The following is a 12,524-nucleotide window of genomic DNA, read 5'->3' on the forward strand; positions in this document are numbered from 1 at the left end:
CTCCTCCTTTTCTTTTATCATACCTCGCTGTATTGATTATAAAAATTAAAGATATATAATTAAAACAATTCAAATTATTAATTGAGAAAGGAGGCAGTTATGGAACTTTCTTGGTTAAAAACTTTTGTGGATGCGGCGGAAACCTTAAATTTCAGGAAGACATCCGAACGCTTGTTGATGTCACAGCCCAATGTGACCGTACACATCCGGTTATTAGAAGAGAGTTTAGGAATACTCCTATTTAAACGGGAAAGGAATCGGGTAGAACTGACCGATGAAGGGCGCCATTTTCTCGGTGAAGCAAGAAAAATTTTAGTGCAAGTGGATTTGAGCGTTGAAGGACTGCATGCCTTTGCACAAGGATATCGTCAGAAATGGCGATTGGCTATTTCTCCGTTAATGGCTGAGACGGTTCTCCCGTATATCTTAAAATCCTTCACATTGAATCATCCGTATATTGAACTGGTGATACAGGTAGAAGAATCCGAAAAAATCGAGGACTTGGTAGAAAACGGAGAAGTTTCAGCGGGAATTTCGGCCTTGCCGCCGGTGCGAAGGAATATTCTCCATGAAATTGTCTACGACGATCCGCTCTTATTCATTTTGCCGCGAGACGCCTATGATGACGAAAGTGGACCGACTGTTTCAGCCGAAGCGATGCTTCAATCTTCGTTTTTGTTTACTCATCACCATCCGGTATTTTGGGAGGAATTGCTGCTGAAATTGCGTTTGCAAGTGACGGGAATCCGGACGATGAAAGTGACACAGGCACATATTGTGAAAAGGTTTATCCAGGAAGGGCTCGGCGTATCGTTTCTGCCGAGATCCATGGTGCGGCGGGAATTGATTGAAGGGCGCTTGATGGATGCCCATTTTGACTTGTTTCCGTTGCCTAAAGTATCGACCTATTTTTTAGCGAAAGAGATGGGCGAGCTCGAAAAGGAATTTTTGCAGCGGATCCAATCGGTCTATTTTAGTTAGGAGGAGAAGAAATGATAATTGAACAGCCAGGCATTCGCTTGCGTTTATTGAAGAGAGAGGATTTTGAAGCGCTTTGGGAATTGTATACACCGGGGATTTTCGAACACATGCTGACGAAAGTGGAAACTTTTGAGCAGTTGGAAGCGTGGCTTGCATCCGGGCTGAACCAGTCCAACGTGTTGATCTTTGCCGTCGAGAACCCGGAAACGCCGGAAATTATCGGGACAACCCGCATCTATGCAATCGATGAAACGAATAAAAGCTGTGAAATCGGCTCGACGTTCTATGCAGAATCGGCACAGCGCACACATGTGAATACCCGAGTGAAATTGGCGCTTCTCCACTATTGTTTTGAAGAACGCGGCATGATTCGTGTGCAATTCAAGACAGATGCTAAAAATATCCGTTCACAGAAAGCATTGGAACGCATCGGTGCAGTAAAAGAAGGGGTGCTGCGCAATGAGCGGATCCGGTCTACGGGCAAACCGAGAGATGCTGTGGTCTATTCCATCATCGATCGGGAATGGCCGGAAGTGGAAAAAGAATTGTTGGAAAAGTTGAATAAATATACGTGATTTTGTACGGTTGAGCCAAGTCCCCTTTAGCAGTTACAATGAATGCATCTTGTTAAGGGGGAATAAAATCATGAATAAAAAGAATGTATCGATTATCGGTGTACCAATGGACCACGGGCAAAATCGCCGCGGCGTCGACATGGGGCCAAGTGCCATCCGCTACGCAGGAGTGGTCGAACGCATCGAGGAACTTGGCTATACGGTGAAGGATGAAGGGGACATCCAAATCGGGCAAGCAGACGGTTCAGTGGAAGAAAACACGAATCTGCGCAATTTGAAAGTGATTACAGAAGCAACGGAAGCGCTGGGCGCAAAAGTTTTTGAAGTGGCGGAAGCTGGAAACTTCCCATTAGTTCTAGGCGGCGACCACAGCATTGCAATCGGAACGCTTGCAGGAATTTCAGAACGCCATGAAAATCTTGGCGTCATTTGGTACGATGCGCACGCAGACATGAATACGAGCGACACATCGCCATCCGGCAATATCCACGGCATGCCGCTTGCTGCAAGCTTCGGGCTTGGGCATGAGCAATTGACGCACATCCGCGGCTATTCGCCAAAAGTGAAACCGGAAAACATTGTCATCATCGGAGCGCGTTCGGTCGACCCGGGAGAGCGGGAATTGATCAAAGAGCGCGGCATCCGTGTATATAGCATGCACGAAATCGATAAAATGGGTATGAATGAAGTCATTGCAGATGCCATCCAGTACTTGAAAGAAGAGCGCCGGACAGACGCTGTGCATTTATCGCTTGACCTTGATGGCATCGATCCTTTGTACACGCCAGGGGTCGGCACACCGGTTCCAGGCGGCATCACTTACCGTGAAAGCCACTTGGCAATGGAATTATTATTTGACGCCGGCATTATCACTTCTGCTGAGTTTGTTGAAGTTAATCCGATTTTAGACGAAAAGAACCGGACAGCGGATGTAGCGGTCGCATTGATCGGTTCGTTGTTTGGTGAAAAATTAGTATAAACGAGCGAAAAGCAGGCGAAAGCCTGTTTTTTTATGGGCAGAAATGTTTCTTTTATTGCCAAAAGCTTTTATATCGGAAAGAGTCGCAAAATTTCATGGATTTAAATGGGTAAACTTTGATACGATAGAAAGAGATTTGTAAAAAAGAACATTTAATTTGAAACCTTTTGGAATCTAGTCCGTATATAAAAGACAGCCGCATAGGCGGAGGGAAATGAGATTATGGATGCGTTAGTCAATAAACGAATAAAAAAAGTGTTAAAAGGCGATCAGAACGCATTCGCCGAAATCGTTGAGCTGTATCAGCACCAGCTTTATCAAATCTGCTACCGCATGCTGAACAACAAGCATGAAGCGGAAGATATTGCGCAAGAAGCGTTTATGCGTGCTTACGTCAATCTTCATACGTTCGATCAGCAGCGTAAATTTTCGACATGGCTGTACCGCATTGCGACGAATTTATGCATCGACCGGATCCGCAAGAAAAAGCCGGATTACCATCTGGATGCGGAAGTGCGCGGAACGGAAGGCTTGGATATGTACTCCTCTATTGCAAGCGACGATCAGCTGCCTGAAGAAGAGCTGATGCGGATGGAAGTCCAGGAACGTGTGCAATATGAGATCAGCCGCTTGCCAGATAAGTACCGTGCCGCTATTGTATTAAAGTACATTGAAGAATTGCCGCTGGCGGAAATCAGCGAGATTTTGGATTTGCCGCTTGGGACCGTGAAAACGCGGATACACCGGGGACGAGAAGCTCTTCGGAAGCAATTGAGCAATTTGTAGGAGGCGAGCACGATGAATACGTGTCCGGAGAACATCATTCAGTATATGGATGATTATTTAGATGGGGATATAAATGCTGCCGACGAAGCCGTTTTGAAGGCGCATTTAGAAAGCTGCATCGATTGTCGAAAGCAATACCATGAACTGACCAAAACGATTGCATTTGTCCAAAGTGCATCTCATATACAGGCACCTGCCGATTTTGTCCAAAAGACGATGCAGCGGCTGCCGAAACAAAGCCAACGCGGCGGCGTCCAACGCTGGTTCCGCAAAAATCCGATTTTGACGGCTGCAGCGCTGTTCTGTATTTTGATGAGCGCGGCCTTGTTCACGAACTTCAATGACGATCAGCAATTTGCATTCACAAAACAGGAAAACCTGGTAGTGGAGGGTGAAACGGTGGTCGTGCCGGAAGGGCAAGTCGTGACAGGGGATATCACCGTCCGTAACGGAGACATCCGGGTCGAAGGTGAACTGCGCGGAGACGTAACCATCGTCAACGGCAAGTATATGGCATCAAGTGGTGTCATCACCGGGGAAATTGAAGAAATCGACCGTGCTTTCGAATGGCTCTGGTATCAAATCAAGTCAGGCGTGAAAGAAGCGGCCACTATTTTTAGCGGCAGCGAAGATATGGAAGAATAAAGAGACAACTCTGTAAGCCAGTGAAATCGGCTTATGGAGTTTTTTTAATGGGAAAATAAAAAAGAAAGCTGCAGTTGACTGCGGATTGCGGGAGAAAAGTTTGGCTGTTTGGGAAGGCAACGGAAATAGCGTGGGCCAAATTATTCGGAAATGGGTTGTATCGTCCGCATTGTAAAAATTTTGAAGAGAGTTTATGCGTTTTAGAACCCCTCCAAGCAAGGCAGGCGTGATTTGATTATGCTATACTATTAGATATGCAGATGTTGAAAAGTGAGGGTTGCAGATGCCGTTTTTGGAGAATTTAACCGACCAAACACCACTCGAACTTTTAGTGAATGTCATTGATATTTTATTGGTATGGTTCGTTGTATATAAATTAATTACGATTATTAAAGGGACGAAAGCCGTCCAATTGTTAAAAGGAATCTTCTTTATCATTATTGCGTATCTGATTACCCAGGCACTCAATTTGGAAACGCTTGGATGGATTATGCAGCAAGTATTGAATTGGGGATTCTTGGCCATCATCATCATATTCCAGCCCGAAATGCGCCGTGCATTGGAACAGTTAGGGCGAGGGAAGCTGTTTTCGAGCAGCCAATTGAATGAGGAATCGGAGCGGGGCCGTTTAATTGATGCGATGTCTAAATCGGTCAGTTATATGGCAAAACGCCGCATCGGTGCGCTTATTTCGATTGAACGCGAAACGGGATTGAGTGAATATATCGAAACTGGAATCCCGATGAACTCAGACATTACGTCAGAGTTGCTCATTAATTTATTTATCCCGAATACGCCTTTGCATGATGGAGCTGTAATCATCCAGAAAAACCGGATAGCGGCCGCCGCCTGCTACCTGCCTTTGTCGGAAAGCCCGTTCATTTCAAAAGAACTGGGGACGCGGCACCGGGCAGCGCTTGGAATCAGTGAAGTGACGGATGCGATTACGGTCATTGTGTCGGAGGAAACCGGAGCGATCAGCTTAACGGCGAACGGTGATTTGCACCGCAATCTGTCATTGGAAGATTTTGAAGTGAAATTGCGCCGCATCTGGTTTGGCGCAGAACAACAGGCAGCCGACTCTTCCCGTTGGAATTGGAGGGGGAAAAAGAATGGATAAAATGATGGACAACCCTTGGTTTTTGCGGATTATGGCCCTTCTATTAGCCTTTCTTCTGTTTTTCACGGTGAAGTCCGGCGATGAGGCAGTCGATTCGGCTGGCAGCGGAACTGTAACGGAAGAGATAGAAGATGTGGCATTGGAAGTTTTCTATGATGATACGAACTTAATGGTCAGCGGATTGCCTGAGACCGTCGATTTGACGATTTCAGGTCCCACAAGCATTGTCCAGACAACACGTCAACTGAAGGATTTCACGCTGTTCGTGGATTTGCGCAATTTGACGCTTGGGGAGCACCAAGTGCCGATCCAGACAGAAAATTTATCGGAAGAACTGCGTGTGCAGATTTCTCCCGCTTTTATTGATATTACGATTGAAGAGCGGGTGACCCAGGAATTCCGGATTGATCCGGAAATTAATGAGCGTTTGCTGGCGGAAGGATTTGTGCTGAAAGGCATAACTGCTGAGCCGAAGACGGTGGCTGTTACCGGGCCGAAGAGCGTCATTGATGCCATCAGTTTTGTGAAAGCGACCGTTACGGGGGAAGCGGGACTGGACGATTCCTTTACTACGGAAGCGGGTCCGGGTTCTTGCCAATGATTTGACGAAGCTCGAAAACGTGACGATTGAACCGGAAGTGGTCGAAGTGGCCGTGGATATTGAAGAATACAGCAAAGAAGTGCCCGTCTCGATTGAAGAGAACGGTGAGCCTCAGACAGGTGTTACGATCGATTCGCTGACGCCGTCCAGTGAAACCGTGAAGATTTCAGGTCCGCCGGCAGTGGTGGATGCATTGACGGAATTTGTCGTCGAAGTTAATGCCGGTGTCATCACGCCGACCGATACAACGGTGGAAGCGGAACTGAAAAAGCCGAAAGGCACGAGCAGCGTGTCGCCTGGGAAACTGACGGTGGAAGCGGAAATTAGTGTGGATGAATCGGTCCAGCTGCCGGAAGACGTGGAAAATCCGGTTCTGGCAGAAGACGATCCGTCGTAAATGTCTTTAGCGCAATAAAACAAAATGGAGCATCATAAAACAATTCAAGCTTAAGAATTGAAGGAGAGAAAATAATGGGAAAATATTTTGGAACTGATGGTGTGCGGGGTGTAGCGAATACCGAACTAACACCGGAATTAGCATTTAAATTAGGCCGCTTCGGCGGATATATCTTAACAAAAAGCTCAAAAGGCAAACCGAAAGTGTTAATCGGCCGCGATACGCGTATTTCCGGGGAAATGTTGGAAGGCGCACTAGCAGCCGGCCTTTTATCCGTCGGTGCAGAAGTGATGCGCCTCGGCGTCATCAGCACACCAGGAGTTGCTTATTTAACCCGTGTCATGAGTGCAGAAGCCGGTGTCATGATTTCAGCTTCACACAACCCGGTTGAAGACAACGGTATCAAATTCTTTGGTTCGGATGGCTTTAAATTGTCGGATGACCAGGAATTTGAGATCGAAGCATTGCTTGACGCAGAAGAAGATACATTGCCGCGCCCAACTGGCGGAGATCTTGGCAGCGTGACGGATTATTTTGAAGGCGGACAGAAATACATCCAGTATCTGAAACAGACAGTGGACGAAGAGTTCGCAGGCATCCATGTGGCGCTTGACTGTGCACACGGTGCTACTTCAACATTAGCGACACACGTATTTGCGGATTTGGATGCAGACATCTCAACGATGGGCGCTTCGCCAAACGGCTTGAACATTAACGACCATGTCGGTTCGACGCATCCTGAAAAACTGGCTGAACTGGTAGTAGCGAAAAAAGCGGATATCGGCCTTGCGTTTGATGGCGACGGCGACCGTTTGATCGCAGTGGATGAAAAAGGAACTATTGTAGATGGCGACCAGATTATGTACATAATCGCGAAACATTTGCATTCCGAAGGACGATTGAAGAAAAACACGGTCGTTTCTACTGTGATGAGCAATATGGGCTTCTATAAAGCGTTGGAAGCACACAGCATGGAAAGCAAACAGACAGCTGTCGGCGACCGCTACGTAGTGGAAGAGATGAAGAAAAATGATTACAACTTGGGCGGCGAACAATCCGGCCACATCATTTTCCTTGATTACAACACAACCGGCGATGGTTTATTGACAGGCTTGCAGTTGGTCAACATCATGAAGATCACCGGCAAAAAAATGTCTGAGCTGGCAGAGGAGATGACGATCTTCCCGCAGAAGCTCGTTAATATCCGTGTGACGGACAAACACGCCGTGACGGACAATGCCAAAGTGGCACAGAAGATTGCCGAAGTGGAAAACGAAATGAACGGCAACGGGCGCGTACTCGTGCGCCCGTCCGGAACAGAACCGCTTGTCCGCGTGATGGTGGAAGCAGCTTCAGTGGAAGACTGTGAAAGCTACGTGGAGCGCATTGCTGAAGTAGTGCGAGCAGAAATGGGCATGAATTAAGTTTAATAAAGCGAGACGGACCGGAGGCGGATGCTTCCGGTTTTTTTTATGGGGAGCAAATGGAGAGTGTGAAGGCGGCTAGCGCGCGTAAATTCAGTTGAACGCGCGCAAATCTCTGCGAGCGCGCGCATTTTTCACTGAACGCGCACAAATCCTTTTGAACGCGCGTATTTTCCCATGAACGCACGCAAATTCATCCAAACGCGCGCATTTTTTATTTCACATCCATCAGTCTTAAATAATTTCCAATTATTCGTGTGAAGAATACCTGATTTTATGTCCGAATTCTTTCCAGTCTTTCGCACCATCCGGTTCTCGCCTTAAGCCCTATTTCAATAGTGTATCGTTGACGCGGTGCAGGTTAGAGGTTATGATAAAGTTGCCTGTTTAGGGCCGCAGAAAAAGGGGGATAGTAATGCGTACGAGGAAAATAGTTAAAGCGCCTGTACTGGAAAAATTGGACGGACATGTCAGTTTCCAGTAGACGAGGAGGAGGAGTATCGAGATTTCGGCGGATACCTCCCGGCCGCGAAGCCCGGTCGTCATATCCAATACTTAAAGCAGCGGAGCAATCGGCTGTACAACGGTATGGATGGGCTCACTAAGGTGTTTGCGAACGCATGCAAATGCTTATTTTAACTTGCAGAAAACTGGAGGAATTGGATTATGTGTGGAATTGTTGGATATATTGGGGAAAACGACTCGAAAGAAATTTTGTTAAAAGGGCTTGAGCGCCTGGAATACCGCGGCTACGATTCAGCGGGTATCGCTGTACGCAACGGAAAAGGCATCACAGTCTTTAAAGAAAAAGGACGCATCGCTGATTTGCGTGCTGTCGTAGAAGACGAAGTGGTTGGAACAACAGGGATCGGACATACGCGCTGGGCAACTCACGGGAAGCCGAACCGCGTCAATGCCCACCCTCATCAAAACGAAAACGACCGTTTCACTTTGGTGCATAATGGCGTAATCGAAAACTATCACCACATTCAGCGCGATTACCTAGCGGGCGTGGAAATGGAATCTGATACAGATACGGAAATCATCGTGCAATTGATCGGCAAATTTGTCGAAGAAGGCATGACGACTCAAGAGGCGTTCAGCAAAACATTGACGCTATTAAAAGGTTCTTACGCAATCGCTTTGCTTGATGCAGAAGAAGAACAGACAATTTTCGTTGCGAAAAACAAGAGCCCATTGCTTGTCGGCCTTGGCGACGGCTTCAACGTTGTAGCAAGTGACGCAATGGCGATGCTTCAAATCACGGATCAATTCGTGGAATTGATGGATAAAGAAATCGTCATCGTTCGCAAAGACAGCGTAGAAATCCTGACATTGGACGGGGAAGCGGTAAGCCGCCAGCCATTCAAAGCGGAAATCGACATGAGCGACATCGAAAAAGGGACTTACCCTCATTATATGTTAAAAGAAATCGATGAGCAGCCAGCTGTAATGCGCAAAATCATCCAAGCTTACCAAGGCGCGGACGACAAATTGACAATCCAGCCTGAAATCATCGAAGCGGTGAAACAAGCAGACCGCATCCACATCATTGCTGCGGGTACGAGCTATCACGCAGGATTGATTGGCAAAGAATACTTGGAGAAAATGGCTGGCATTCCAGTGGAAGTGCATGTAGCAAGTGAATTCGGCTACAATATGCCGCTTCTTTCAGAAAAACCGCTATTCGTCTTTATTTCCCAATCAGGGGAAACAGCGGACAGCCGCCAAGTATTGGTGAAAATCAAGAAATTGGGCCATCCATCATTAACTGTCACAAACGTAAGCGGGATCAACGCTTTCACGTGAAGCTGACCATACGTTATTGTTATATGCTGGACCTGAAATTGCTGTAGCTTCAACAAAAGCTTACACAGCGCAAATCGCTGTCCTTTCGATCTTGGCTGCTGTTACTGCACAGTCTAAAGGAATCGATATCGGTTTTGACCTTGTGCAGGAACTTGGAATCGTTGCGAACGCGATCCAGTCGCAAGTCGACATGAAAGAAGAAATGGAACAAATCGCACGCGATTTCCTTTCAACAACACGCAATTGCTTCTTCATCGGCCGCGTGATGGATTACTTCGTAGGCTTAGAAGGCGCATTGAAATTGAAAGAGATTTCGTACATCCAAGCGGAAGGCTTTGCCGGCGGCGAATTGAAGCACGGTACGATTGCTTTGATCGAAGAAGGCACACCGGTTATCGCCCTTGCGACGCAAGAAGCGGTTAACTTGAGCATCCGCGGCAACGTGAAAGAAGTAGCGGCGCGCGGTGCACATCCTTGCATCATTTCAATGGAAGGCTTGCAAGAAGACGGCGACAGCCTTGTGCTTCCAAAAGTCCATGAATTGTTGTCTCCATTGGTATCGGTCATCCCGATGCAATTGATTTCTTACTACGCAGCGCTTCACCGCGACTGCGACGTGGACAAGCCGCGCAACTTGGCGAAATCTGTAACAGTCGAATAAAAATCATGAAAATACGCTCCTTCGGATATGCCATCCGAAAGGGCGTTTTTTTATCCTTTGAAATATGATACGGTTAACTCAATTAAAATTGGAGGAGATCTAATGGAGACATTTGAAGAGTTCTTATCGAAGATTGGTGAACCCGATCACAAGGAACGGCTCGAAGAAATTCTGGGATGGATAAAGGAGAAATTTTCGCAGCTCGAGACGGCAATCAAATGGAATCAGCCGATGTTCACGGACCACGGCACGTTCATCATCGCTTTCAGTGTAGCGAAAAAGCATTTATCGGTGGCGCCGGAGAAAGTGGCCATCGTCCAGTTTTCAGAACCGATTGATCAGGCAGGCTATAGCCAGACGCAGGAACTATTCCGCATCCCATGGAACAAGCCGGTAGATTTTGATTTGCTTGAGAAAATCATCGCTTTTAACATCGAAGACAAAGCTGGTTGCCAAAGCTTCTGGCGAAAATAAAAAAAGGGATTAAATTGTCAAAATTCCGTTTATTGCATAATCATCTCTCGTGAAATGGTATACTAGATGAAAAGCATGGAGGAGATTCGATGAACTGGGTTGTTTTGAATGACAAGAAGACGATGGCGGGACTCATCTTATCGATTTTATTGAGCATTGTCGCCGTTTTCCTAGCTGTAAAGGATAATAGCTACTGGACAGTGCTTGTACTAGCTGTTTTCGTGCTCCTGTTTTTCAGTATTTCGCGAGCCGACCGGCTAACGAAACAATGAAAAAGGAGGGATGGCATGCTGAGTTTTATCGATGATTTGACTGGGGCCGTTTACGATGTAGCGAGGATGCTGTTAAAGGGATTCGGCTATTTTGCAGCAGGAGTAGTGATTGTTGCCACACCTTTATATCTCTTGGCTTTTTCGTTTGAATGGATGGCAAAAATTATGATTGTCTGGGATTTTTACAAGTAAGCCGGTACCTCAGGGTGTCGGCTTTTTTTATAGAAAAATATCGGTTAAGAATAAGGCGAAAATTACCGATAAAGTAGATAAAGGCGTTTTACAGGAAAATGGGGGATTTTAGTGGAGCGGATAGCGGAGTTAGAAGGAAGAGTGCAGGAACTTTTGAGCTTATTGGATGCATCGAAGCAATTGAACGCAAATTTGGCGATTGAAGAGGTGTTTCAGAACATTCTTTTGCAGATGGTGGAAGTTATCGGGGCGGAAGCGGGGACGCTTTGGGTAACGGATGATGACGAGAAAGAAGAAATCAAGGCAGTGGCGGCTTTCGGTCCCTCGTCTTCGACTATTTTAAATATCAAATTGAAAAAAGGGGAAGGCGTGGTGGGGAAAGTCATTACGGAAGGCCAGGCACAGCTGGTTGAACATGCAGCGACGGATCCGAACTGGACGAACCGGGTCGACCATTCGAGCGGCTTTGCGACGAAATCGATGATCACCGTGCCGTTGATCGTAAAAGACAAGGTGCTTGGAGCTTTGCAATTGCTGAATAAAAAACACACCGCTTTCTTCACGGAACAGGATATGAGACTTGCCGAAGCGCTCGCGAATCAATCGGCGCTTGCGCTGCAGAACAGCCAAATGTACGATGCACTCTACAAAATGTTCGTCAGCATGATCAAAACGCTCGCAAAAGTGCTGGATGCCCGGGACCCGTATACAGCAGGGCATTCTGAACGGGTGGCGAAATACTCCTTATGGATCGGAGAGCGTCTGGGCTTGGAACCGCAAATGCGGGAAGAACTTTATAAAGCGGCGCTGCTCCACGACATCGGCAAAATCGGCATTACGGACGAAGTGCTTAGAAAACCGGAGCGCTTGACGTTCGAAGAATACGAATTGATCAAGCAGCACACCGTCATCGGAGCGGATATCTTATCAAATATGGAGCCGAAGTCTTCGATGGTCTATGCAATCGAGGCGACGCGCTCGCATCATGAACGCTTGGACGGGTCCGGCTATCCGGATGCTTTAAAAGAAGGGGACATTCCGTTATTTGCAAGAATCGTCGGCGTAGCGGATACCTTTGATGCAATGACGACAACCCGCTCTTATAGCGTCGGCTTGTCTTACCGGGAAAGTGCAGCGGAACTTCTCCGCTGCCGCGGCACGCTGTTCGATGCAGAAATTGTTGATGCGTTCATCAGCATCCTCGAAGAATGCAATTACGACTTCGATGACTGCGATATTGAACATGAAGATGAGTATAAATTATGAACCAGTTTGATTGGCTGTTAATCGGACATTTAATCGGTGATTTTTTATTGCAGACTTCCTGGATGGCGAAATACAAGGCAACGAAATGGCTGCCTCTATTGACCCATGTTACGGTCTATACAATCGTAGTGGCAAGTGTCGGCTGGATATCCGGCGGCTTGTCGCTAGAAGGAATTGCCATCATCTTCATCGGACATGTCATTTTAGACCGCAAAACTTTTGTCGCTTTCTGGGTACGCCGTGTCCAAACAGCTAAAGGGCCTGAAAAGGTCTGGCTGTCCATCATGGCTGACCAGATCTTCCATGTGATTTTATTAGCTGTCGCGATTGCGATATCTTAGG

Annotated in this window: 14 protein-coding genes and 1 pseudogene; all 15 read left to right on the forward strand. The window is 46.9% G+C overall.

Going from position 1 to position 12,524, the window contains the following annotated elements; translation table 11 throughout:
• The first annotated feature begins 99 nt into the window (after positions 1-99).
• The 15 genes and pseudogenes from L0M13_RS00455 to L0M13_RS00525 all read left to right on the forward strand — a co-directional run bounded on the left by L0M13_RS00455 (position 100) and on the right by L0M13_RS00525 (position 12,523).
• Positions 100-981, forward strand: coding sequence for a LysR family transcriptional regulator (locus tag L0M13_RS00455; protein ID WP_235197826.1), 882 nt, complete (start codon positions 100-102; stop codon positions 979-981).
• 11 nt (positions 982-992) lie between these two features.
• Positions 993-1,556: a GNAT family N-acetyltransferase gene (locus L0M13_RS00460; RefSeq protein WP_235197827.1), complete on the forward strand. Its 564-nt coding sequence runs from the start codon at positions 993-995 to the stop codon at positions 1,554-1,556.
• A 70-nt stretch (positions 1,557-1,626) separates the two neighbouring features.
• Positions 1,627-2,535, forward strand: coding sequence for an arginase (gene rocF / locus L0M13_RS00465; protein WP_235197828.1), 909 nt, complete (start codon positions 1,627-1,629; stop codon positions 2,533-2,535).
• Between the two features lie 222 nt (positions 2,536-2,757).
• On the forward strand, positions 2,758-3,321 hold the full coding sequence (gene sigW / locus L0M13_RS00470) for an RNA polymerase sigma factor SigW (protein WP_235197829.1): 564 nt from the start codon (positions 2,758-2,760) through the stop codon (positions 3,319-3,321).
• A gap of 12 nt (positions 3,322-3,333) precedes the next feature.
• On the forward strand, positions 3,334-3,966 hold the full coding sequence (locus tag L0M13_RS00475) for an anti-sigma factor family protein (protein WP_235197830.1): 633 nt from the start codon (positions 3,334-3,336) through the stop codon (positions 3,964-3,966).
• A gap of 283 nt (positions 3,967-4,249) precedes the next feature.
• Positions 4,250-5,086, forward strand: coding sequence for a diadenylate cyclase CdaA (cdaA, locus tag L0M13_RS00480; RefSeq protein ID WP_235197831.1), 837 nt, complete (start codon positions 4,250-4,252; stop codon positions 5,084-5,086).
• Positions 5,079-5,687 carry a CdaR family protein gene (locus L0M13_RS00485; protein ID WP_235197832.1) on the forward strand — a complete coding sequence of 203 codons (609 nt, stop codon included), beginning with the start codon at positions 5,079-5,081 and terminating at the stop codon, positions 5,685-5,687. The genes cdaA and L0M13_RS00485 overlap by 8 nt, the downstream gene beginning before the upstream one ends.
• 19 nt (positions 5,688-5,706) lie before the next feature.
• Positions 5,707-6,084 carry a CdaR family protein gene (locus L0M13_RS00490; protein ID WP_235197833.1) on the forward strand — a complete coding sequence of 126 codons (378 nt, stop codon included), beginning with the start codon at positions 5,707-5,709 and terminating at the stop codon, positions 6,082-6,084.
• A 74-nt stretch (positions 6,085-6,158) separates the two neighbouring features.
• Positions 6,159-7,508: a phosphoglucosamine mutase gene (glmM, locus tag L0M13_RS00495; RefSeq protein ID WP_235197834.1), complete on the forward strand. Its 1,350-nt coding sequence runs from the start codon at positions 6,159-6,161 to the stop codon at positions 7,506-7,508.
• A 666-nt stretch (positions 7,509-8,174) separates the two neighbouring features.
• Positions 8,175-9,978: pseudogene (gene glmS / locus L0M13_RS00500) on the forward strand (glutamine--fructose-6-phosphate transaminase (isomerizing)).
• 102 nt (positions 9,979-10,080) lie between these two features.
• Positions 10,081-10,452 (forward strand): iron chaperone, encoded by a 372-nt coding sequence (locus L0M13_RS00505; RefSeq protein WP_235197835.1) that lies wholly within the window; start codon positions 10,081-10,083, stop codon positions 10,450-10,452.
• Between the two features lie 89 nt (positions 10,453-10,541).
• Positions 10,542-10,724, forward strand: coding sequence for a hypothetical protein (locus L0M13_RS00510; RefSeq protein ID WP_235197836.1), 183 nt, complete (start codon positions 10,542-10,544; stop codon positions 10,722-10,724).
• A 15-nt stretch (positions 10,725-10,739) separates the two neighbouring features.
• Positions 10,740-10,916: a hypothetical protein gene (locus L0M13_RS00515; RefSeq protein ID WP_235197837.1), complete on the forward strand. Its 177-nt coding sequence runs from the start codon at positions 10,740-10,742 to the stop codon at positions 10,914-10,916.
• 111 nt (positions 10,917-11,027) lie between these two features.
• Positions 11,028-12,182: a GAF and HD-GYP domain-containing protein gene (locus tag L0M13_RS00520; protein WP_235197838.1), complete on the forward strand. Its 1,155-nt coding sequence runs from the start codon at positions 11,028-11,030 to the stop codon at positions 12,180-12,182.
• Positions 12,179-12,523, forward strand: a complete 345-nt coding sequence (locus L0M13_RS00525; protein WP_235197839.1) for a DUF3307 domain-containing protein — start codon at positions 12,179-12,181, stop codon at positions 12,521-12,523. Before L0M13_RS00520 ends, L0M13_RS00525 begins: the two co-directional genes overlap by 4 nt.
• Position 12,524 lies beyond the last annotated feature (1 nt).

Origin of the sequence: Planococcus sp. 107-1, assembly GCF_021513255.1 — a bacterium.
In the GTDB taxonomy this organism is placed as follows: domain Bacteria; phylum Bacillota; class Bacilli; order Bacillales_A; family Planococcaceae; genus Planococcus.

Bases quoted from the DNA above. Each gene is read 5' to 3' on its own strand.
- L0M13_RS00455 (WP_235197826.1), top strand. From the start codon at position 100: ATGGAACTTTCTTGGTTAAAAACTTTTGTGGATGCGGCGGAAACCTTA.
- L0M13_RS00460 (WP_235197827.1), top strand. From the start codon at position 993: ATGATAATTGAACAGCCAGGCATTCGCTTGCGTTTATTGAAGAGAGAG.
- rocF (WP_235197828.1), top strand. From the start codon at position 1,627: ATGAATAAAAAGAATGTATCGATTATCGGTGTACCAATGGACCACGGG.
- sigW (WP_235197829.1), top strand. From the start codon at position 2,758: ATGGATGCGTTAGTCAATAAACGAATAAAAAAAGTGTTAAAAGGCGAT.
- L0M13_RS00475 (WP_235197830.1), top strand. From the start codon at position 3,334: ATGAATACGTGTCCGGAGAACATCATTCAGTATATGGATGATTATTTA.
- cdaA (WP_235197831.1), top strand. From the start codon at position 4,250: ATGCCGTTTTTGGAGAATTTAACCGACCAAACACCACTCGAACTTTTA.
- L0M13_RS00485 (WP_235197832.1), top strand. From the start codon at position 5,079: ATGGATAAAATGATGGACAACCCTTGGTTTTTGCGGATTATGGCCCTT.
- glmM (WP_235197834.1), top strand. From the start codon at position 6,159: ATGGGAAAATATTTTGGAACTGATGGTGTGCGGGGTGTAGCGAATACC.
- L0M13_RS00505 (WP_235197835.1), top strand. From the start codon at position 10,081: ATGGAGACATTTGAAGAGTTCTTATCGAAGATTGGTGAACCCGATCAC.
- L0M13_RS00510 (WP_235197836.1), top strand. From the start codon at position 10,542: ATGAACTGGGTTGTTTTGAATGACAAGAAGACGATGGCGGGACTCATC.
- L0M13_RS00515 (WP_235197837.1), top strand. From the start codon at position 10,740: ATGCTGAGTTTTATCGATGATTTGACTGGGGCCGTTTACGATGTAGCG.
- L0M13_RS00525 (WP_235197839.1), top strand. From the start codon at position 12,179: ATGAACCAGTTTGATTGGCTGTTAATCGGACATTTAATCGGTGATTTT.